This window comes from Chryseobacterium sp. HNCC26DJ240 (assembly GCF_057180485.1).
In genome coordinates this window covers 40,724-62,748 of record NZ_JBXUGK010000008.1, presented here as the reverse complement: position 1 = coordinate 62,748, position 22,025 = coordinate 40,724, and the positions used below count along the sequence as shown (strand labels likewise).

22 protein-coding genes are annotated in these 22,025 nt (G+C 35.5%); 11 read left to right on the top strand and 11 right to left on the bottom strand.

The genetic code is table 11. The annotated features are described in order from the left end of the window. Positions 1–153 precede the first annotated feature (153 nt). The 5 genes from AC2A1G_RS16390 to flxA form a co-directional block, all read right to left on the bottom strand. Positions 154–1,038 carry an LpxL/LpxP family acyltransferase gene (locus tag AC2A1G_RS16390; RefSeq protein WP_484047981.1) on the bottom strand — a complete coding sequence of 295 codons (885 nt, stop codon included), beginning with the start codon at positions 1,036–1,038 and terminating at the stop codon, positions 154–156. A 77-nt stretch (positions 1,039–1,115) separates the two neighbouring features. Further along, positions 1,116–1,367 carry an acyl carrier protein gene (locus AC2A1G_RS16385; protein WP_484047980.1) on the bottom strand — a complete coding sequence of 84 codons (252 nt, stop codon included), beginning with the start codon at positions 1,365–1,367 and terminating at the stop codon, positions 1,116–1,118. Between the two features lie 4 nt (positions 1,368–1,371). After that, positions 1,372–2,592, bottom strand: a complete 1,221-nt coding sequence (locus AC2A1G_RS16380; RefSeq protein ID WP_484047979.1) for a beta-ketoacyl-[acyl-carrier-protein] synthase family protein — start codon at positions 2,590–2,592, stop codon at positions 1,372–1,374. Positions 2,593–2,684: 92 nt separating this feature from the next. Then, on the bottom strand, positions 2,685–3,416 hold the full coding sequence (gene flxB, locus AC2A1G_RS16375) for a flexirubin biosynthesis SDR family reductase FlxB (RefSeq protein ID WP_484047978.1): 732 nt from the start codon (positions 3,414–3,416) through the stop codon (positions 2,685–2,687). 154 nt (positions 3,417–3,570) lie between these two features. Continuing rightward, the gene (gene flxA, locus AC2A1G_RS16370) at positions 3,571–5,085 is read right to left on the bottom strand and encodes a flexirubin biosynthesis tyrosine ammonia-lyase FlxA (RefSeq protein WP_484047977.1); all 1,515 of its coding nucleotides are present in this window, start codon (positions 5,083–5,085) and stop codon (positions 3,571–3,573) included. 94 nt (positions 5,086–5,179) lie between these two features. Here flxA and AC2A1G_RS16365 point away from each other — a divergent pair, with 94 nt between their 5' ends. Beyond that, complete coding sequence (locus tag AC2A1G_RS16365; protein ID WP_484047976.1) at positions 5,180–6,421, top strand: NAD(P)/FAD-dependent oxidoreductase; 1,242 nt, start codon at positions 5,180–5,182, stop codon at positions 6,419–6,421. A gap of 36 nt (positions 6,422–6,457) precedes the next feature. On the opposite strand, the gene AC2A1G_RS16360 is transcribed toward AC2A1G_RS16365, so the two are convergent. Together AC2A1G_RS16360 and flxY are read right to left on the bottom strand one after the other, a co-directional pair. Beyond that, positions 6,458–7,051 carry a hypothetical protein gene (locus tag AC2A1G_RS16360; protein WP_484047975.1) on the bottom strand — a complete coding sequence of 198 codons (594 nt, stop codon included), beginning with the start codon at positions 7,049–7,051 and terminating at the stop codon, positions 6,458–6,460. A gap of 88 nt (positions 7,052–7,139) precedes the next feature. After that, positions 7,140–8,432, bottom strand: coding sequence for a flexirubin biosynthesis putative acyl-CoA ligase FlxY (flxY, locus tag AC2A1G_RS16355; protein WP_484048221.1), 1,293 nt, complete (start codon positions 8,430–8,432; stop codon positions 7,140–7,142). Between the two features lie 377 nt (positions 8,433–8,809). On the opposite strand from flxY, the gene ileS reads away from it, so the two are divergent. The 10 genes from ileS to trpS all read left to right on the top strand — a co-directional run bounded on the left by ileS (position 8,810) and on the right by trpS (position 18,408). Continuing rightward, positions 8,810–12,265, top strand: a complete 3,456-nt coding sequence (ileS, locus tag AC2A1G_RS16350) for an isoleucine--tRNA ligase (RefSeq protein ID WP_484047974.1) — start codon at positions 8,810–8,812, stop codon at positions 12,263–12,265. Positions 12,266–12,324: 59 nt separating this feature from the next. Beyond that, complete coding sequence (locus AC2A1G_RS16345; protein WP_484047973.1) at positions 12,325–12,705, top strand: TraR/DksA family transcriptional regulator; 381 nt, start codon at positions 12,325–12,327, stop codon at positions 12,703–12,705. Between the two features lie 87 nt (positions 12,706–12,792). Next, positions 12,793–13,038 (top strand): DUF6576 domain-containing protein, encoded by a 246-nt coding sequence (locus AC2A1G_RS16340; RefSeq protein WP_484047972.1) that lies wholly within the window; start codon positions 12,793–12,795, stop codon positions 13,036–13,038. 60 nt (positions 13,039–13,098) lie between these two features. Next, positions 13,099–13,296, top strand: coding sequence for a DUF2683 family protein (locus tag AC2A1G_RS16335; protein ID WP_484047971.1), 198 nt, complete (start codon positions 13,099–13,101; stop codon positions 13,294–13,296). Continuing rightward, positions 13,296–13,934 carry a lipoprotein signal peptidase gene (locus tag AC2A1G_RS16330; protein WP_484047970.1) on the top strand — a complete coding sequence of 213 codons (639 nt, stop codon included), beginning with the start codon at positions 13,296–13,298 and terminating at the stop codon, positions 13,932–13,934. Before AC2A1G_RS16335 ends, AC2A1G_RS16330 begins: the two co-directional genes overlap by 1 nt. A gap of 128 nt (positions 13,935–14,062) precedes the next feature. Then, entirely contained in the window at positions 14,063–14,707 is a 645-nt protein-coding gene (locus AC2A1G_RS16325; RefSeq protein WP_484047969.1) for a SanA/YdcF family protein, read from the top strand. Further along, complete coding sequence (locus tag AC2A1G_RS16320) at positions 14,708–15,706, top strand: hypothetical protein (protein ID WP_484047968.1); 999 nt, start codon at positions 14,708–14,710, stop codon at positions 15,704–15,706. Positions 15,707–15,754: 48 nt separating this feature from the next. Next, positions 15,755–16,465: a hypothetical protein gene (locus tag AC2A1G_RS16315; RefSeq protein WP_484047967.1), complete on the top strand. Its 711-nt coding sequence runs from the start codon at positions 15,755–15,757 to the stop codon at positions 16,463–16,465. After that, positions 16,466–17,326: a hypothetical protein gene (locus AC2A1G_RS16310; protein WP_484047966.1), complete on the top strand. Its 861-nt coding sequence runs from the start codon at positions 16,466–16,468 to the stop codon at positions 17,324–17,326. A 113-nt stretch (positions 17,327–17,439) separates the two neighbouring features. Then, positions 17,440–18,408 (top strand): tryptophan--tRNA ligase, encoded by a 969-nt coding sequence (gene trpS / locus AC2A1G_RS16305; RefSeq protein ID WP_484047965.1) that lies wholly within the window; start codon positions 17,440–17,442, stop codon positions 18,406–18,408. Between the two features lie 57 nt (positions 18,409–18,465). Here the strand turns inward: trpS and AC2A1G_RS16300 are convergent, their stop codons facing one another. The 4 genes from AC2A1G_RS16300 to metK all read right to left on the bottom strand — a co-directional run bounded on the left by AC2A1G_RS16300 (position 18,466) and on the right by metK (position 21,992). Beyond that, entirely contained in the window at positions 18,466–19,161 is a 696-nt protein-coding gene (locus AC2A1G_RS16300; RefSeq protein WP_484047964.1) for a YjjG family noncanonical pyrimidine nucleotidase, read from the bottom strand. Between the two features lie 202 nt (positions 19,162–19,363). After that, on the bottom strand, positions 19,364–19,951 hold the full coding sequence (locus AC2A1G_RS16295) for an RNA polymerase sigma factor (RefSeq protein WP_484047963.1): 588 nt from the start codon (positions 19,949–19,951) through the stop codon (positions 19,364–19,366). 190 nt (positions 19,952–20,141) lie between these two features. Next, entirely contained in the window at positions 20,142–20,630 is a 489-nt protein-coding gene (locus AC2A1G_RS16290) for a hypothetical protein (RefSeq protein WP_484048220.1), read from the bottom strand. A gap of 81 nt (positions 20,631–20,711) precedes the next feature. Continuing rightward, the gene (metK, locus tag AC2A1G_RS16285; RefSeq protein WP_484047962.1) at positions 20,712–21,992 is read right to left on the bottom strand and encodes a methionine adenosyltransferase; all 1,281 of its coding nucleotides are present in this window, start codon (positions 21,990–21,992) and stop codon (positions 20,712–20,714) included. Between the last annotated feature and the right edge of the window lie 33 nt (positions 21,993–22,025).

Here is a 22,025-nt window from a genome sequence, read left to right as displayed (position 1 = left end):
TTACTTTTTCCTTGGCTCTTTAACATTGAATCGCCCGCAGTCCGACTTGAACGGAGCTCTTTTTGTGAGGAGGTACGACGAGCAAAAAAGCGGGAGTGGAAGGCGGAAAAGCTGCCCCAAATAAAAATCATCAGTTCAATATCAAATAATAGATCAATCTACATCGTCCCAAAAATCGAAATAATTGAACCACTGAAGCGGATATTTCTGAATCATGAATTCCAGATTTTGGGTGTAAGAGTTGAGAAGCCCTTGTGCATCACGTTTTTTGACCTGTTGAGCGACTCTGGCATACAAATGATAATGCAGATTTTTCTCTTTCATCACGTAAACGTAGACGACGGGAACGCCTAAACGTGAAGCGATAAGAAATGGACCTGCGGGAAATTTTGCAGATTTCCCGAGTAAATCAGCCTTCAGAAATTTTGAGCCTTCAAAGTAACGGTCTCCGGTAAAGCAAATCAATTCGTTTTTTGATAAGGCATCGTTGATGTCGAAAATGTGCGACATATCGTCTTTTACGTAGATAAATTTGATGTTGCTTTGTTTTACGGAAACGCTTTCGAGATATTCTTTAATGATGGTAACTTCCTGGTCTGTAGTAACTAAATTAATCTGACAATCGAAATCGATGTCGGCGAAAAAATGCTCGGCAATTTCAAAGTTTCCGATGTGGGCGCTGATGAGAACGCCGCCTTTTTTCTCGGCAAGAAGGTTACGGAGGTTTTCGATTCCGTCGAATTCGTAGGTGTATTTCTCCCGTAAACCAGCTGAGATTGCAGTTTTATCGATGAGAACGGTTCCGAAAGTGAAATAGCTTTTGAAAATTGAAATTTTTGACTTCCAATATCCGTAGCTTAACCTTTTTTGAAAGTAGTAAGAAATGTAATGATTGCTCCTTTTTTCGAAAATCGAATAGTAGGAAGCAACAAAATATAAAACAAAATACGAACTGCGAACCCCAAGATTCTTAATACACCAAACAAAGATTCTGTAACCTAAGATTGTGCCTTTAGACTTGCCTTTCCACTTGTTCATGATATTAATTTAACAATGTAGCAGTGTAACAGTGTAACAATTTTTGAGCATTGGTACATTGGTACATTGGTAAATTGTTATATTTTAGAAGAGATTTTGTTTTCGATAGTTGAATAGAAATCGTTGAAAGTAATGATATCTTTGAAATCTGCCTCGCCTAATTTCACACCAAAATTGGATTCGATGACCACCACCAAATCTATATAATCTAAACTGTCTAAGCCCAAAGTCTTCTTGAAATGGGCGTCATTGCTGATGTCATCAGCATCAACTTCAAATTCATTGATTAAAAAATCATTAGCAATGGCAACAATTTTTTCTCTTTCCATGTTTTTATACAAATTTTTTAACGATTAATGCGGAATTGGTTCCCCCGAATCCGAAAGAATTCGACAAAAATACGTCAATTTTTTGAGTTTTAGTTTCGGAGACTAAATTTATCCTTTTTGCGTCTTCATCGGGATTTTGAAGATTGATGTTTGGCGCTACAAAATCATTTTGCATCATCAAAATGGAGTAAATCACTTCACTTGCACCTGCCATCCAGCATTCGTGACCGGTCATTGATTTGGTAGAGCTTACAGGAATTTCGCTTCCGAAAATTTCGTGAATTGCTTTCGCTTCGTTAGCATCTCCAATTGGCGTAGAAGTAGCGTGAGCATTGATATAGTCGATATTTTCAGCTTCTAAACCTGATTGTTTCAAAGCTCTGTTCATTGCCAAAGCCGGACCGTCTACATTTGGGGTTGAAATATGTCCGCCGTTGGATGAAAATCCATATCCCACAATTTCCGCAATGATATTGGCGCCTCTTTTTTGGGCTGATTCTAAACTTTCAACAATCAAAGAAGCTGCTCCACCGCTTGGAATTAAGCCGTCACGGTCAGAATCAAAAGGCCTTGAAGCTTTCTGAGGTTCGTTTTCTCTTGTTGAAAAAACGCCCAGACCATCAAAACTCGCCATTGAATATTTATTGGTTTCCTGAGCACCACCGCAAACGATGATGTCCTGAAAACCGTTTTTTATCATCATATAAGCCAATCCCAAAGAATGAGAGCCGCTTGCACACGCTGCACTGATGGTTAAATTGATTCCTCTTAATTTAAAAATGGTAGAAAGATTCATTGTCACAGTGGAATTCATTGACTTGAAAATCGCTCCTGAACCCATTAATGTGGTATCTTTCTTTTCTCTGGCAATGTCGATAGATTCTACAACCGCCTTAGAAACGCTGTCGTTTCCATATAATATTCCGACCTCATTTTCGTCTAAAAATTCCTGGTCGATATTGGCTTGTTTTAAGGCATCAAGAGTTGCGATATAAGCATACTCGCTTTCTTCACCCATGCTTACACGTTGGCGTCTGTTGAGAAGATTTTTTAAATCTGGCTTGGGAACGACACCTGTAAGACCTGATCTAAAACCAAATTCTTTTCTGTTTTCGTCTAAAACAATCCCCGATTTACCTTGATACAGGGATTCTTTTACCTCTTCCAAAGAAGTGCCGATGCAGGAATAAATTCCCATTCCGGTAATGACTACCCTATTTTCCATTTTAAAATGTAACAAATTACCAATGTAACAGTGTAACAATTATAATTCCAGATTATTGGTACATTGCTAGACTGTTACATTGCTAGACTAATTTATGAATAAATTCCTCCGTTAATATTAATAATTTCTCCTGTGATGTATGAAGATTTTTTTGAAGCTAAAAATGCAACCAAATCTGCCACTTCTTCTGCTTCCCCGAAACGGTTGGCCGGAATCATCGCTTTCAGTTCGTCTTCATTGAAATCTTGCGTCATGTCGGTTTTGATGAAACCTGGTGCTACTGCGTTTACTGTAATATTTCTCTTTGCAACTTCCTGAGCGAGTGCTTTTGTAACGCCGACCAAAGCACCTTTTGCGGCTGAGTAATTGGTTTGCCCGGCTGTTCCTTTCACTCCGGAAACAGAAACCATATTAATGATTCTGCCGTATTTGTTTCTTAATAACTTCTGAATGAAGAAATTGGTCACGTTATAAAAGCCATTTAAACTCGTGTTAATCACAGAGTTCCAATCTTCGCTTGGCATCCACATGAATAATCCGTCTCTTGTAATTCCGGCGTTGTTGACGATGACCTCAACAATAGATTTTGGATTATTTTCCTGCCATTCATTTAAAACTTTTTGAGTTTCTTCGGCATTTCCTACATCGAATTTAAGAATTTCTCCGGTAGAACCCAGTTCTTCCACTTTAGCCAAAGTTTCCTTTGCTGCAGCTTCATTTGAAGTGTAGTTGATGAGAATATGATAATTTTTCTCTTCTGCCAGTTTTATACAGATTGCTCTTCCGATGCCTCGGGAACCACCTGTTATGATTGCACATTTCATGTTTTTGTCTTAGTCTGCTATTTTTTATTAATAGGATTTCATCCTATTCTTTGTTAAATCGTCCCTTTGGGACTTTGGAAATGTTTTAATTTTGTTCCATAGGTTTCACCTACGGTTACTGATATTAAACCCTTCGGGTTTTCTGATTTCCAAATTAGTTTTTCAGATATTCTTTTACTTTCTCTACAAAAGGATACATCACCAAATCTTCTTTGAAAGGCGGAACAATTGCCCGAACCTCATCGTATAATTTTTTCGTATTTGAGGAAATTTCGCTTTGACATTCTAAAAACTCTATCGCCTGAACAACCGTAATCAATTCGATTGCCAAAACCTCGAAAGCGTTATTAATAACCTTACTGCAAATCACCGCAGAATTGGTTCCCATACTTACGATATCCTGATTATCATTGTTATTCGGAATACTGTGAACATACATCGGATTCGACAGCATCTGACTTTCCGCTGTTGTGGAAGTTGCAGTAAACTGAACACCCTGCATTCCGAAATTCAATCCTAATTTTCCAAGATTTACAAATGGTGGGAAAATCTCGTTAATTTTTGCATTCAGAAGATAATTCAACTGTCTTTCTGCAAGCATCGTCAGTTTTGTGATAACGATTTTCAGCTTGTCCATTTCCAGAGAAATATAATCGCCGTGGAAGTTTCCACCGTGGTAAACATGCTGATCTTCAGGAATTATGATAGGATTATCATTGGCAGAATTAATTTCATCTTCCAAGATTTTTTCCGTGAATTCCAAAGTATCTAAAACCGGTCCCAAAATCTGCGGAACACAACGTAATGAATAATACTCCTGAACTTTATCTTTGAAGATTTCCTCTTTATTTTCTTTGTTATAGAGATGATCTTCTCTTTTTCTGATTAATTTACTGTCAGAAAGGCTTTCCCGCATTCTGGACGCGATTTTCTGCTGACCTTCGTGTCTTTTTGTGGAATTTAAAGCTTCAGAAAAATGGTCATCGTAGGCTTTAACAATTTCATTAATCGCACACGAAAGTTTCACTGAAATATCGACTAACTTTCTTGAATAATAGGCGTTGATAATTCCAATTCCTGTCATTGTGGAAGTTCCGTTCATCAATCCTAAACCTTCACGGATGTGAACTTTTATCGGTTCAAGATTTAATTCGGCAAAAACATCTTTGGTTGCGCGTCTTTCATTTTTATAAAAAACTTCGCCTTCTCCAATTAAAACCAAAGCCAAATGTGCCAACTGAACCAAATCTCCACTTGCTCCAACGCCACCGTGTTCGAAAATCAACGGCGTAACATCTTTGTTAATCAATTCTTTAAGCAAAAAAACAACCGAAGGATGAATTCCCGATTTTCCTAAACTCAATGTGTTCAATCTCGCCAACATCACAGCTTTTGCAGATTGAGGCGAAAGTGGATTTCCCACACCCGAAGAGTGGCTTCTTATTAAATTATACTGAAGCTGATTTCTGTTTTCTTCACTGATTCTATACTGCGCCATTGGCCCAAAACCAGTGTTTACGCCATAAATAACTTTATCTTTGGAAAACTCTTCTAAAAAACTGAAACCGTTTTCTACTTTGGAAATCAGTGTTTCACTTAATTCAAGCGTTTCTTTATCAAAAATAATTTTATAAAAATCCTCTAATTGGAGGTTAGCCGTTAATATCATCTATCAATATTTAAAAAAAGAAAAAAAAACTGATTTGGAATCAATTTTTTGTGATTAATTTTGTGACGCAAATATAGATAGAATATCACACAAAATGAAAGAATTTGTAGATGTCCTTGTGATTGGTGCCGGACCTTCCGGTTGTGTCTCTTCCGCATATCTTCATAACAACGGCGTAAAGGTGAAAGTGGTGGAAAAAACCATGTTCCCAAGATTGGTTGTTGGCGAAAGCCTTATTCCTCGGGTGATGGATCATTTTGACGAGGCCGGACTGTTTCCTGCTTTGGATAAAATGGGCTTTGAAAAGAAATTGGGAGCTCGTTTTATGCGAGGAAATGAAGTTTGTATTTTTGATTTCAGCAACAAATTCGGAGAGGGATGGGACTGGACGTGGCAGGTTCCGAGAGCTGATTTCGACAATACTTTGGCTCAGGAAGTGATTAATAAAGGAGTTGATCTTGAATTTGAAACAGAAGTGATTGGAATTGAATTTAATGGAACAGATTCTATCACAACTGTAAAAAATAAAGACGGAAAAACAAAAGAAATCCATGCGAAATTCGTAATCGACTCGAGCGGTTACGGAAGAGTTTTGCCAAGACTTTTAGATTTAGAAAAACCATCGAAACTTTCTCCGCATTCTGCAATTTTTGCTCATGTAGAAGATATTAACAGAGAAGAAGGTGAAGAAGGAACTTTAATTTCTTTTGATATTATTGAAACTGAAGTCTGGCTTTGGGTAATTCCTTTTTCTAATGGAAATACGAGTGTGGGAATTGTTGGTCCGACTGAATATATCGACAAATTATCTGAAAACGGAAACGCTGCAGAAGCTTTGAGAAAGGCAATTTCACTTTCCGATTATTATGTAAAACGTTTCGGAGATGTAGATTTTCTTTTTGAACCAAAACATTTGAAAGATTATTCCTGTTCAGTAAAAAAATTATACGGAGACGGATTTGCTTTGACCGGTAATGCTTCAGAATTTCTTGACCCTGTTTTTTCTTCCGGAATGGCGTTTGCAACCGAAGGCGGAATGACAGCCGCAAAACTGGCAATAAGACAATTAAACGGCGAAAAAGTCGATTGGCAGACAGAATTTGCAGATTACATTCTATACGGCGTCAATGTTTTCACAACTTATGTAAAAGAATGGTACACCGGAAATCTTCAGGAATTATTTTTCCATCAACCGGAAAACCCTGATGTGAAAAGAAAAATATGTGCGGTTTTAGCAGGTTACGTCTGGAACAAAAAGAATACGTTTGTAAGAATACACGATACAGCAATTGTCAATCTGGCAAATTTCATCAAAACAGAAAAACAACAAGCATAAAAAAACGGTCTGAAAATTTTTCAGACCGTTTTTGTTTTATTTTAAAGCTTTTTTGATTTCCTTTCCTACTTCTTTACCTGTTTTTTCGTAAGCTGCGGCAATTCTTCCATATTCCATTCCGTAATCAACTTTACTACCTGTTCCTTCAATTTTATCGCCTTTTATTGTTGCTAAAATATTTGAAGGATTTGCAGTTTCCACGATTGTAATTTCTGCAGACAATTTTCCGGGTTGTGTGACAAAACCTTGCCAACCAGCATACATCCATGTTGGATGAATGATTAAAGTATATTTAGCTTCTACATTTTGTCCAAATTTTATTTTCTTTGATTTATTTAAACCTTCAATAAATTTTTCTGTCCAAATTGTTTCAACGTGTTGTTCCCAAAAATCAATCCACGTTTTCCAGGCAGCTTCGCCTTTTTTAGCTACTGTTTCTTTATGCCTTCTTTCAAGATATTCAGTTTCCGAAAAATTTTCAGCCTGAAAAAGCGGACTTCCATAATTACGTTCAATATTAACTTCCGTTTGACCTTTTAAAAAGCTAAGGTTTCCAGAAGTTACAGTAAGGTTTTGAGCAAAAGCTGTTGTCGCAATTGCCACGAACAAGAGCAAAAATATTTTTTTCATAGTTTAATTATAATTCCGCAAAGATAATATTAGAAAAGAAAATCCAGCTTAATTAAATAATAATATTTCCATCTTTATAGAATAAAAGTTATCTTAAATCTATAAAAGTAATCGGTTTTCTGCTGTTCGGATGAAATACCGTTTTCGACAAAACATCAAAATCTACCAATTCAATTTTCGGACTTACCCTTAATTTTGCTCTGAAATGATCCCGTACTTCATTTACAAAACTTTCGTCTTCTCTTTCTGTGCTGAGTTTAATGATAATTTCATCCAAGCCAATTTCATTCGACTGAATCACAATCTGATAACACAAAATCCCATCAAAATCATTCAGAATATCGCTCATCGCAGGTGGATATAAAGTGGTTCCTTTATATTTAATCATCTGTTGTTTTCTACCCAAAACAGGCCCCAGCCTCATCGTATTTCTCCCACATCGACAAGATTCATAATGCGCTTTAACTAAATCTCCAGTTTTAAATCTCAACAAAGGAACTGCTTCAACGCCTAAAGTTGTTATCGTCAATTCGCCACTTTCACCCTCTTTCACTGGATTTCCTTCGTCATCAAGAATTTCTGTGATAATCAATTCCGGATGTTGATGTCCACCTATCTGAAATTCACATTCTGTAAATGCTGTGCTCATTTCGGTGGAAGCGTAAGTAGAATATAATTCAATATTCCACTTTTCTTTTATTTTCTGTGAAAGGATATTATCCGTAAAATCCTGATTTTTGATACTTTCACCAATGCAAACCGCTCCAATTACACTTGAATTTTTATAATCTAAATTATTTTTCTCAGCGTAATCAATCATTTTCAACAAAAACGACGGAACGGTGATTAAAAATTTTGGTTGATATCTAAAAATAGAATCCCACTGCAATTCCGGAATTCCAGGTCCCATTCTTACAACTCCGGCTCCAATTTTTCTTAAACCTAAAAGATAAGCCAAACCAGCAATGAAACGTTTATCAATTGTTGTAATCATTTGAATAACATCACCTTTTGAAATTCCGGCACACGAAAGTGAAATTGCTTCGTTGTAGGCAATTCTTTCCATATCTTTTTCTGAAAGTCCGAAAGTTACAGGATCACCCAAAGTTCCGGAAGTTGTGCTGAAATCAACAATTTCGGTCATTGGAACACAAAAGAAATCATCGTTATTCTGTTGAATGTCGTTCTTTGCAGTCGTTGGAATTTTCTGCAAATCTTCCAAAGTCTGAATATCAGAAATAACAACATTGTTTTCTTTAAATAATTTCTGATAGAAAGGTGAGTGATTTTCTAGGTATTTCAAAAGTTCTTTCAGTTTTTCTTCCTGAAAAGTTTTGATATCCTGAACGCTTGATTTTTCGATGGATGGGAAAAGTTCCAATAGTTTAAATTTAGAAGACAAATTTATTTAAATTAAAATAAAAGTTGAGTAGAAAGTTTTGTTACCACAGATTGCCCGGATTTTCACAGATAATTTTTTTAAAATTATCTGTGAAAATCTGCTTGAGAAAATAGGTTTTGGCTAAAGCCAATATAATATAGCCACATTGAAAGTGGGCTAAAGCCCGCTCCTATTGATAAAATTCCATTTATTGATTCTATAAAGATTTACAGTTCACGTTTGACAATTCACTTCAAAAAACTTTTCAATTTTCGCAAACTTTTCAATAAACTGAATCAAAATAAAACATATATTATAAACCGACAAAAATCACTAAATTTGCCAACTTAATTAATCAACGATATTGATATATTACAATGAGCCAATTTAAAGAATACAAAAACCTCAACCTTATTGACGTGGCAGAGAATGTAGCGGAATTCTGGAAACAGAATAAAACCTTCAATAAAAGTGTTGAGATTCGTGAGGGGCAGCCTGAGTTTGTTTTTTATGAAGGTCCGCCTTCAGCAAACGGTATGCCCGGAATTCACCACGTAATGGCCAGAGCGTTGAAGGATATTTTCTGTCGTTTTCAAACCCAGAACGGAAAGCAGGTTTTCCGTAAAGCGGGTTGGGATACACACGGACTTCCTGTAGAGCTTGGTGTGGAAAAAGAATTAGGAATCACTAAAGAAGATATTGGCAAAAAAATTTCAATTGAAGATTATAACAAAGCATGTCGTGAAGCGGTAATGCGTTATACAGACGTTTGGAACAACCTTACTGAGAAAATCGGTTACTGGGTTGATCTTGAAGATCCGTATATCACGTACAAATCAAAATACATGGAGACGGTTTGGTGGTTGTTGAAGCAGTTGTATGATAAAGGATTATTATACAAAGGTTACACCATCCAGCCTTATTCTCCGAAAGCGGGAACCGGACTTTCTTCTCACGAAGTCAACCAACCGGGAGCTTACCGTGATGTTTCGGATACAACAGTGGTTGCTCAGTTCAAAACATTACCGGAAACATTACCTTCATTTTTACAAGGCTTTGGAGACGTACATTTCTTAGCCTGGACGACAACTCCTTGGACGTTGCCTTCTAACACAGCCTTGACAGTAGGTCCGAAAATCGATTATGTTTTAGTAAAAACTTTTAATCAATATACTTTTGAGCCAATAAATGTTGTTTTAGCTAAAGCTTTGGTCGGAAAACAGTTTGCTAAAAAATATGCTGAAGGAACAGACGAGGATTTTGTAAATTATACATCTGAAACTAAAGTTATCCCTTACGAGATTTTAGCAGAATTCAAAGGAGCTGATTTGGTTGGAATTAAATATGAGCAATTATTACAATACGCTCTTCCATACCAAAATCCTGAAAATGCGTTCAGAGTAATCTCAGGAGATTTCGTAACGACAGAAGATGGAACTGGTATCGTGCACACGGCTCCTACTTTTGGTGCTGATGATGCGAAAGTAGCTAAAGAAGCTCAACCTGAAGTTCCGCCGATGTTGGTTTTAGATGAAAACCAGAATCCAATTCCTTTAGTTGACTTACAGGGAAGATTTTTATCTGTTGTAAATGATGAAATCTATGGTTTTGCTAATGAATATGTGAAAGGAGAATACCTTAGCGAAGAAGAAAAAAACATTGAATTAAACATTCAGAAAGAAAATTTAAAGTCTATCATTGCAGACTTGAAAGCTTATCTCTCTGTAGATGAAAGAATTGCTTTAAAATTAAGAAAAGAAAATAAGGCTTTCAAAGTTGAAAAATATGTTCACAGTTATCCACACAGCTGGAGAACAGATGAGCCATTATTATATTACCCGTTAGATTCTTGGTTTGTGAAAATGACTTCATTGAGAAGCCGTTTAGTAGAACTGAATGACACGATTAACTGGAAACCGAAATCAACTGGTGAAGGACGTTTTGCGAACTGGTTAGAAAACGTAAACGACTGGAATCTTTCCCGCTCAAGATATTGGGGAATCCCTTTACCAATCTGGAGAACAGAAGATTTGAAGGAAGAAAAAATCATCGGTTCTGTAGAAGAATTATACAACGAAATCGAAAAATCTATTGCAGCAGGATTTATGACAGAAAACCCTTTCAAAGATTTTGTGATTGGTGATATGTCTGAGCAGAATTATGCTTTGGTTGATTTACATAAAAATATCGTTGACAAAGTAATTTTAGTTTCAGATTCAGGAAGAGCAATGAAACGTGAGAGCGACTTGATCGATGTTTGGTTTGATTCGGGTTCAATGCCTTATGCACAGTTGCACTATCCTTTCGAAAATAAAGAATTAATCGACAATAATAAAGCCTTCCCCGCAGATTTCATTGCGGAAGGTGTTGACCAGACCCGTGGTTGGTTCTATACACTTCACGCGATTGGAACAGCGGTTTTTGACTCAGTTGCTTATAAAAATGTAATGAGTAACGGACTTGTTTTGGATAAAAACGGCGTGAAAATGTCAAAATCCAAAGGAAATGGAATTGATCCTTTTGATACTTTAGCGGTTTACGGACCAGATGCTACACGTTGGTACATGGTTTCTAATGCCAATCCTTGGGAAAACTTAAAATTTGACATCGAAGGAATTGATGAAACGAGAAGAAAATTCTTCGGAACATTGTACAACACCTATTCATTCTTTGCGCTGTATGCGAATGTCGACGGATTCAATTATTCTGAAAAAGAAGTTGAAAACAGACCTGAAATCGACCGATGGATTTTGTCTGAATTGAACTTATTAATTAAAGAAGTAAAGGCATTCTACGAAGATTACGAGCCGACAAGAGTGGCAAGAGCGATCAACACTTTTGTAAATGACAATTTATCAAACTGGTACGTAAGATTATGCAGAAGACGTTTCTGGAAAGGAGATTATTCAGAAGATAAAATCTCTGCTTACCAGACTTTGTATACTTGTCTGGAAACTGTTGCGAAATTATCAGCGCCAATTGCTCCGTTCTTTATGGATCAGTTGTATCAGGATTTAAATAAAGTTACAGGAAAAGAAGCAGCGGAATCTATTCACCTGACAGATTTCCCTGTTGCTGATGAAAGTTTGATTGATCAGGATTTGGTTGAAAAAACGCATTTAGCACAGAACATTACGAGTATGGTTTTCTCTTTGAGAAAGAAAGAAAACGTAAAAGTTCGTCAGCCTTTACAGAAAGTATTAATTCCTGTTTTAGATTCAAAAACTGAAGAACAAATTTCTGCAGTTGCAGAATTAATTAAACAAGAAGTTAATGTTAAAGAATTGCAGTTAATCAATGCGGAAGAAGCATCACATTTAATTGTAAAACAGATAAAACCCAACTTTAAAACTTTAGGTTCACGACTTGGAAAAGACATGAAAGTGGTTGGTAATGAAATCAATAATTTTTCTGCAGAGCAAATTTCATCTTTGGAAAAAGACGGAAAAGCAGAAGTACAGGGATATGAAATTACAACAGCCGACGTAGAAATCTCAACCAAAGACATCCCGGGCTGGACGGTAACTTCAGACGGGAAAACAACTGTGGCATTAGATTTGACATTGACAGAAGAATTAAAATCCGAGGGAGTTGCAAGAGAACTCATCAACAGGATTCAAAACATCCGTAAGGAAAAAGACTTTGAATTGACCGACAGAATTAGAATTTCTATCGAAGAAACCTCTCAATTTATCAATGATATTCGTAAAAACGAAGCCTATATTTCAGAGGAAGTATTGTCGGATAAATTAGAATTTGTATCTTCACTATCAGATTTTAACGAAATCGAAATAGATGAGGTTAAATTTAAGATAAATGTTGAAAAAATTTAACGTATAGTTATTGTTTTTCAAATTCCATTTCATAATTTTATTAAAAAAGAAAAAGAACCATGTCAGACGAAAGAGTACGTTACAGCGATGCTGATTTACAGGAATTTAAAGTAATCATCAAAGATAAAATAGAAAAAGCTGAGAATGATTTAAAACTGATCAGAGAAAGTTTCATCAACGACCAGAATAATGGAACTGATGACACTTCTCCAACTTTCAAAGCTTTTGAAGAAGGAGCAGAAACTTTAAGCAAGGAGCAAAATTCTATTTTAGCAGGAAGACAGGAGAAATTTGTCCGCGACCTGAAAAACGCCTTGATAAGAATTGAAAACAAAACTTACGGTGTTTGCAGAGTGACAGGAAAATTAATTCCCAAGCCAAGACTTCTGGCTGTTCCTCATGCTACATTGAGCATCGAAGCTAAAAATATGCAGAAATAATTTTTTTATCTTATTTTTGTAAATAATTAATTGGGTTTATATGATGTTTTTTAAAACATTATGTAAACCTATTTTTTAATTATATCTATGAGTGAATATTTGATTTTAGGAATCATCCTTTTTGCAGCTTTATGGTATTTTAACCGAGACAGAATTAAAAATAAATTCTATCCCGATAAACCTAAAAACCTGACCATTGATCAGCAATTCAATTCAGACAAACGGGACAGAGAAAAGGAAATCGACAGACTTCTCGGTAAAATGGGCAAGAATGGAATAAACGACCTCTCTGCCAAAGACCGAAAAAGACTCGACGAACTTTCTAAACATTAGCATTAAACAAAAAGCGTTTCTAAAGCCTTTGGCTTCATCTACGTTTCAAAATAAATTACAATGGAAGCATTAATAGTACACCCAAAAAATCAAATGGAGCTGAATGCACTGAAAAGTGTAATGAAAGACATGGGAATCCGATTCGAAAAATTTCACACCAGAGGTGCCAAAACTCAGAATTTTGAACCAAGAATCACTGCACCAAAAAAGGAAAAGCCTGCAAGAAATTTTAAAGACAAACCAAAGACTGACCAATAATGAAGAAGATAGCACTTATCACTTTTCTTATATTGTTGATTGATCAGGCATCAAAAATTTACATTAAAACCAACTTTAATCTGAATGACAGTGTAGCTGTTTTTCCGGGATTTAAATTAACTTTCGTTGAAAATCCCGGGATGGCTTATGGCTTTCATTTTGGCGGAATGCTCGGGAAATATTTTCTGGTCATCGTCCGCGTTTTCCTGATCGGCGGAATGATTTATCTGTTTAGCAAATGGCTTAAAAGAGGTGAATCAAACTATCTGATCATCCCAATGTCTATGATTTTTGCCGGTGCCATCGGAAATTTAATTGACGGAATGTTCTACGGATTGATTTTCGACAGCGGAATGGTTTACGACGAAAACATCAAACAATGGATTGGCTACGGCGGAGTTTCGAAACTCGTTCCATTTGGTCAGGGTTATTCTACTTTTATGAAAGGTTGCGTGGTCGACATGCTACACTTCCCTTTAGTCGATTGGAATGTTCCTGAAAGCTGTCCTTTAATTGGCGGAAGACATCTTGAATTCTTCAAATACATTTTTAATATTGCAGATTCTGCCATTACTGTTGGCGGTGCACTTTTAATAATTTTCAGAAAAAAAGCTTTCCCGAACGGACTTGAGTTTTAAAATATTTAATATGCAGATCTTTATTGTCTTTTAGAGGACATATTTAATCCCATATTTTTTACCAGTTTTTGTGTTTCAAACTCATGGGAATTTCATACTTTTATGAAACCTTCAAAGGCTCAAACTGTATGAAAAAATTTATAAAAAATACAATCAAAATATTCCTGCTGCTTTTTGTGGCGGGAATTATTTTTGTGATCTGGTCCAACTTTACCATCAAAGATCAGACAGAAAACTTCGTCACTTCAGATCCTTCAAAACTTCCATCCGAGAAAACAGGACTTCTCCTTGGCACGAGTAAAACCTTATCCAACGGAAATCCAAACGCTTACTTTTTTAACAGAATAAGAGCTGCTGCAGAGTTATTTAAATCAGGAAAGATTCAAAACATTATCGTAAGCGGGGACAATTCTCAAAAAGACTACAACGAACCTGAAGAAATGAAAAACGAGCTCATCAAAGCCGGAGTTCCCGCAGATAAAATTTTTGAGGATTTCGCAGGCTTCCGAACTTTGGATTCTGTACTAAGAGCGAAAGAAATTTTTGGGCAAAATTCCTACATCATTATTTCACAGAAATTCCACAATGAAAGAGCAGTTTATTTAGCAAGAAAAAACGCTATTAAAGCCTTTGGCTACAATGCTGAAGATGTGAATAAATATGCAGGTTTTAAAACCAACGCAAGAGAAAAACTGGCAAGGGCTAAAGTTTTTTGGGATTTTATGTTTGGTGTGGAACCAAAGTTTGGCGGGGAGAAGATTTTGATTCCTTAAATGAAACTTCTACAATTTTTCACAATTTGTATTATTCTTTTTTCGTGTAAAAAGGAAAACATTTACTATTATGCTGATAATAAGCCCATAAAAGATAGCACAGTAATTCGTTTCATTGATAATGAATTGACAAAACTGAAAATCAATACACAGGAAAAGAATTTGAAAATTTACACCACTTTAGATTCAACTTCTTACAAAACCAATTTGGATTCTGTACGAAATAAAATTTTTGAAAATGCTTTAACTTACAATTTTAAACCTGAAGATAAACAAGCTTTTGATGAATGGTTCCGGGAAAAAATCATTGTAGTAGATAACAAAACAAGAAGAGTAGTAAATTTCTATAGTTCATTCAAAACCAAAAAAAATGACCGAAATGATGTTTCAATTGGTGGCTTAAGAAAATTAATCAGAATAGGAAGTGCACTTAACGAAAATCCAGATTCAGAAATCCCAGAGAATTATTTGTATAACCATTCCTATACATCAGGAAAAGAATTGGAAATAAGCAAACAAGAAGTTCAATTTTTATCAAATTTTAATATAAATAATCTGAAAACAGAAGGATATTTTTATAACTACATTTCCTTCTTAGATGCTCTCAAATTATTTCAAACTTATAAAGATGGTATATTAATAGATCCGTTCATCATTAAAAAGGTTTTAAATAAAGACGAAGTCGTTTATTCTCACATTAGTAGATCGAAAGAAATTTTCAGTCAAAATGCTGTAGATAAAATTCAACAATATCTACGAAATTATAAAGGAAATTCTTTTGCAGCTTTTACAAACCAAATTGAAAATACAGAAAATTTAATCTTTTTTGGAACAATTTCAGATACAAATCTAATTATTAATGATGGTAAATACACTTATTTAATCTATAATTTTTTTGCTGTTATTACCGATCTTAAAAAAAAGAAATCAAAACAAATTCCTTATTTCTGGATGAAAAAAGAAGGAATCAATTATTATAACGCAATAAGGAAAAAGTAAAATTAATATTATAATTTCATCTGCAAAAACTTCCAATAACTTGAAAAAATGAGCATCTTCACCTATCATTTAGTAAAAACAAATTACTTTTCTGCACTTAAAATCCTTTTGTTTCCACCAAAACCAAAGCAAATTTCGGGGTTGATCCATGCAGAAATAATGACAGCGATGACGCTCGGCTCTCCTATTTTTTCGCCATCCCGAATGCTGATCAGACAAATCGCAGTGTTTGCCCAATGGGAAAATGAAAGTGATGTCGATCTTTTTTTAACTGAAAATAATTTAGGAAAAATACTTTCGAAAGGCTGGCACACGAGACTGACTTTTCTGCGAAAATGGGGTAAATTCAACAAATTTAATATTCCTGATGAAACAATAGAACCTGATAATCCGGATTCTCCTGTTGTCGCAGTGACAATTGCCAGAATGAAGTTTCCGGAAATTCCAAGATTTATCCGTTGGGGAAGACCTGTTGAGAAGTTGGTACGCGACCATCCCGCCACGACTTTGGCTTTGGCTTCCATTAAATTTCCAAACACCGTTTCTACATTTTCAATCTGGAAAACTCAGAAAGAAATGACCGCTATGGTGCATGGCCACAGCAAAGTTCCGAAACCTGAACGACATAAAAATGCAATGAAAGAAAGAGACCGGAAAGATTTTCATTTTGAATTTACAACGTTGCGTTTCAAACCGATTTCGGAATCTGGAGAATGGAACGGACGACAAAACTTTATTCCCAATCTAAAAAACAATTAAATGAGATTCGCTTATCCGATGCAGAAATTTCAGGATTGGGTGACTCAGCAATGGGTGATTCTGCGGGGAAGAAAAATCAAGCCGGAAGATTACCCTTGGCTGATGGGACCGTTTGGAAATCTGGATGCGATTGGTGAGGAATTTATTCACCAGTTTGCAGAAAAGGAAAATTTAATTGTTGAAAAAGATTCAGAATCAAAAGGAATCATCCCATCAATGTCTAAGTTGAATTTATCCGAAGCAGATTTCACCAATTTATCTAAAAACGTTATCGGATTTTATGAAAACACAGCCAATCACTATTTGGATTTTTCTGTAAAATGGAATCCTTTTTTTAAATTTTTTGGAATTTTAATCAACAAACTATTCAGCAACAGAATTAATCAGCTGAATATTCCAACCAAAAATATTGACAATTCCGAATCGTTAAAAAGCGAAATTATCAACCTTATCTATGCAAAAACCAATGAAATCAAATATACATTTTGGTTTCGCTCGATTGAATCGACCGGACAAGTGATCTATTCCGGTGTTTATGGAATCTGTCAGTTGCCATCTGGAAAAACATGTGTGAAAGCCGTCTTCCCTTTACCCAATGGGAATGCAACGGTTTTGATGAATCCAAATGTTGGAGAAAATGGTGAATTGATTTTAGATTCCTCAGGCAAAAAATTTGGTGACGCCGGATTTTATTTTTTGCTCAAAGATTCGAAGGGAGATTATTGGTCGCAGTTTATCAGTTCATTTCGGGATACATTAATTATTGGTTCTGAAAACAATTTGATTCTTGCAGAACAGACGCTGACGCTTTGGAATTTACAGGTGTTGACGTTTAATTACGTAATTCGTCTGAAAAAATAATTAACAGAATTTTGATTGAACAAAAATTTTAATACAAGTAAATATCTGTTCAAACCGTTTTCGGAAGGATAAATTCTAAATTTTCCCTATTTTTGTGGAAATATTTTTATTAAATGTCAAGAATTCTTACCGGCATACAAGCCACCGGAACACCGCACCTTGGTAATCTTTTGGGTGCTATTATTCCTGCAATTGAGCTTTCAAAGCAAGCAGGAAACGAGTCATTTTTATTTATTGCGAATCTTCATTCGCTGACACAGATTAAAGATGCAAAAGAATTAAAAAACAACACCTACGAAATTGCTGCAGCGTGGCTTGCCTGCGGACTGGATACCGAAAAAACATTCTTTTACAGACAGAGCGACATCCCTGAAACCTGTGAACTTTCCTGGCATTTATCCTGTTTTTTTCCTTATCAGAGATTAACGTTAGCACATTCATTTAAAGATAAAGCAGACCGTTTGCAGGATGTAAATGCCGGATTATTTACCTATCCTATTTTGATGGCTGCAGATATTTTACTTTACAATGCGGAAATTGTTCCTGTAGGAAAAGATCAGCTTCAGCATTTGGAGATTGCCCGTGATGTAGCTTCAAGATTTAATAATCAGATGGGTGAAGTTTTGGTTTTGCCTCAGGCTGAACTGCAGGAAGACACCAAATACGTTCCTGGCGTGGATGGACACAAAATGTCTAAATCCAGAGGAAATATCATCAATATTTTCTTACCTGAAAAGGAACTGAAAAAACAGGTGATGAGCATCGAAAGTGATTCCAAAACACTGGAAGAACCAAAAGATCCGTGTACAGATAAGACTTTTGCGATTTACGAATTGATTGCAACCGCTGAACAGACTGAAGAATTAAGAGTAAAGTATTTAGCCGGAAACTTCGGTTATGGTCATGCTAAAAAAGAGCTTTTGGATTTAATTTTAACAAGATTTGAAAAAGAAAGAGAGTTGTTTTCTTATTACATGAACAATCTTGATGAACTGGAAGCCAAACTTCAGGAAGGAGCGGCAAAAACGAGAATGATTGCTACTGAAACGATTAAAAGAGTGAGAGAAAGTTTGGGAATATAATTCCAGAACATTTCTATTGAATATAATTTCGGCGACACCTTGATGTCGCCGAATTTTTTATAAATAATCCTTTATCTGTAAAAGATGTTCAATAACTTTCAAATTTTCCTGCTGTGGATTTTCCTTTAAAACATCAAAGAAAATTACATCAATTCCAAAATTTTGTGCTCCGATTACATCGGCAATCCAGTCGTCGCCAATCAGAATACTTTCTTCGGTTTTAGCATTGGCAAGTCCGAGAGAATATTTAAAAATAGCAGGATTTGGTTTTCTCACGCCCACAGAATCTGCACTTGTAATGGTTTGAAAGTAATGATCAATTCCCGAAAGAATACATTTCCTCTCAGTCACTTCCTGAAAGCCATTTGAAATGATGTGAAGCGTGTAATTTTTAGATTTTAAATATTCTAAAATTACATCAGCACTTTCTACAAGATGATTAAAATTTAAAATTTTATCTAAAAAGTGTTCTTCAAAATACATCGACAATTGCAGATCATCAATCCCGAAATGATTGAATGTGTCATAAAACCTGTGCTTTCTGAGATACTCCTTGTCAATTTCACCATCTCTGATCTGCTCCCAAAGTCTTTCGTTGATTTCGTGATAGACAGAATGAAATGTTTCAAAATCAATGTCGTATTTCAAATTGATTTCTTCTTTTTCGAAAAGGCTTTCAATTGTTAAATAAGCGTTTCTGCGGTGATCCCAAAGGGTATTGTCGAGGTCAAAAAAAATGTGCTGAATTTTCATACAGCACAAATTTACTAATTTTTAATTTTTCGAAAGGTGGATGTGAGAATCCTTCACTTTAATTACTTCAAGACTTTTTGAGAAATTGAGCAAAAAATCAATAGTTTGCTTTTTTGGTTTCAAACTTTTGGATTTTAAAGAATCGTTATTTTTCATAGGCGAAAATTGTTATTTCTTTAAAAACGAAAATTGTTCCAAAATATTATCTCGTAAGAATAATATTGTTTTCTTCCATTATTTTTCTGAGATTAATCAACGCATACCGCACTCTTCCTAAAGTTGTATTAATGCTCATATCGGTATGTTCTGCAATTTCTTTAAAACTTAAGCCATCAAAAAATCTAAGTTTAATCACTTCCTGCTGATTTTCCGGCAAAAACTGTAACATTTTAAGCAAATCTTCCTGAATCTGAAGACTTACCAACTGATCTTCAATGTTTTCCGAAGGTTCTCTGATGAGATCAAATATTGAATATTCATCATTATCGAAAGTCGTTTCAGAAACTTTTACGTTTTTTGCTTTAGCACGAAAATGGTCAATAATTAAGTTCTGTGCGATTCTTTTTGCCCAAAGAATAAATTTACCTTCTTCATTATATCTGCCTTCTTTCAGCATAACAATGATTTTCATAAAGGTATCCTGAAAAATATCGTTTGCAAGATCTTCATCATTAATCTTGTAAAGAATAAACGTGAAAAGATCCCGCTGATAACGGTGGATAAGGATGGATAAGGCTTCTTCGTTTCCGCTCTGATAAAGGGTGATCAGGTTGCTATCTGTAGGTTTCATAACTTTTCTCTTCTCTATAATTGTTATTTTGCAGACACCTTTCACCAGAGTAGAACTGGTATTTTTTGGGGATGTAAGCAAATTTCAGAGTAAAGTTTTTCTATAGCATTGAATTATGCTGTAAATATAAATAAATTTTTAATAAATGTTAAACTTTTAACAATTAACATTAAAAAAAAATTAAATAAACCTACTTAAACATGTCATAAATAGCCACTGTAGGAATATTTAATGTGAAATTAATATTTAAACCTTTCAATTCTTTGCCGTTTAATCTTGCATCTGCGACCGGAAAAGCATAACCTCCCGTCAAATCAACAATTCCAAATAAACTGAAGCCAACTTTCGGAGCAACATATTTATTTGTTCCTTCTGCTCCTAAAATAAAATAATAAGAATGATAAAAATCTACATCTTTCTGGAAATTTAAAAGAACATCTGCCTGCAGTTTCGGCATAATGGCAAACTGAGAATTGGCCGATCCCATCAATGCAGAAGCGCCCAATCTGTAAATCACATCATCATTTTTAAGAAACATCAGCTTCCCCCCTACTTCCCCAAAACTTTGATTCTGATAGACATACCCCACACTGACAACTTTATGAACAGTATACTGTGCATGAGCAAAAATTCCGGCAAAAAAAACAAAAAGGATAGTGATTGCAAATCGCATGTTCATCATAAAATATTTAAGTGTAAAAATAAAAAAAACTGCTTTAGCATTTTCATGTTAAAGCAGTTTCTATACCGAAAAGAAGAATTATAATCCGAAAGCCGATTTAATCTCTTCTACTTTGTCTAATTTTTCCCAAGTAAAGAATTCCAGACCTTCAAGAGTCAACTCATTTTTGTGACCTTTATTGAACGTTTTATCAGCAACAAAATGCTCTCTTCCCATGTGACCGTAAGAAGCTGTTTCCTGATAAATAGGATTTCTCAACTTCAGATTCTGCTCGATTGCATAAGGTCTAAGGTCGAAAACTGTAGATACTTTTTTAGCAATTTCACCGTCTGTCAAATTTACTTTTGATGTACCATAAGTTGTGATAAAAAGACCACAAGGCTCAGCAACACCAATCGCGTAAGAAACCTGTACCAAAACCTCATCTGCAACACCAGCTGCAACTAAGTTTTTAGCAATGTGTCTTGTAGCATATGCAGCACTTCTGTCTACTTTTGAAGGATCTTTTCCAGAGAATGCCCCCCCACCGTGAGCACCTTTCCCACCGTACGTATCAACAATGATTTTTCTTCCTGTCAAACCTGTATCTCCGTGAGGACCACCGATTACAAATTTTCCTGTTGGGTTGATGTGATATTTAATCTGCTCGTTGAATAAAGCTTTGATTTCCTCAGTCTGCAAAGCAACCACTCTAGGGATCAAAATATTTTTGATGTCTTCTCTGATTTTAGTCAGCATTTCTTCTTCAGCCCCGAAATCGTCGTGCTGAGTAGAAACTACGATAGAATCTATTCTTACCGGCTTGTGATCGTCAGAATATTCAATAGTAACCTGAGATTTTGCATCAGGACGAAGATATTTAATTTCAGAATCTTCTCTCCTTAAAGCAGAAAGTTCTTTCAGAATTGTATGAGCTAAGTCCAAAGCCAAAGGCATGTAGTTCGCAGTTTCGTTGGTTGCATAGCCAAACATCATCCCCTGATCACCCGCTCCCTGCGCGTTTGCTTTTGCTTCAAAAGACTCGTCATTTACCGCTCTGTCAACACCTTGGTTGATATCCGGAGACTGCTCGTGAATTGCAGAAATAACTCCACAAGAATCACCGTTGAACATGTACTCACCTTTAGTATAACCAATTCCGTTGATCACCTCTCTTGCGATAGTCTGTACATCAAGATAAGCATCAGATTTTACTTCTCCAGCCAAAACAACCTGTCCTGTTGTAACCAAAGTCTCACAAGCAACCTTAGAGGTTTTGTCGTAAGCTAAAAAGTTATCGATTAACGCGTCGGAAATCTGATCTGCGATTTTATCCGGATGGCCTTCTGAAACTGATTCAGATGTAAATAAATAAGACATATTCTTCTTTTGTTTTTTTAATTTAAAACTAAG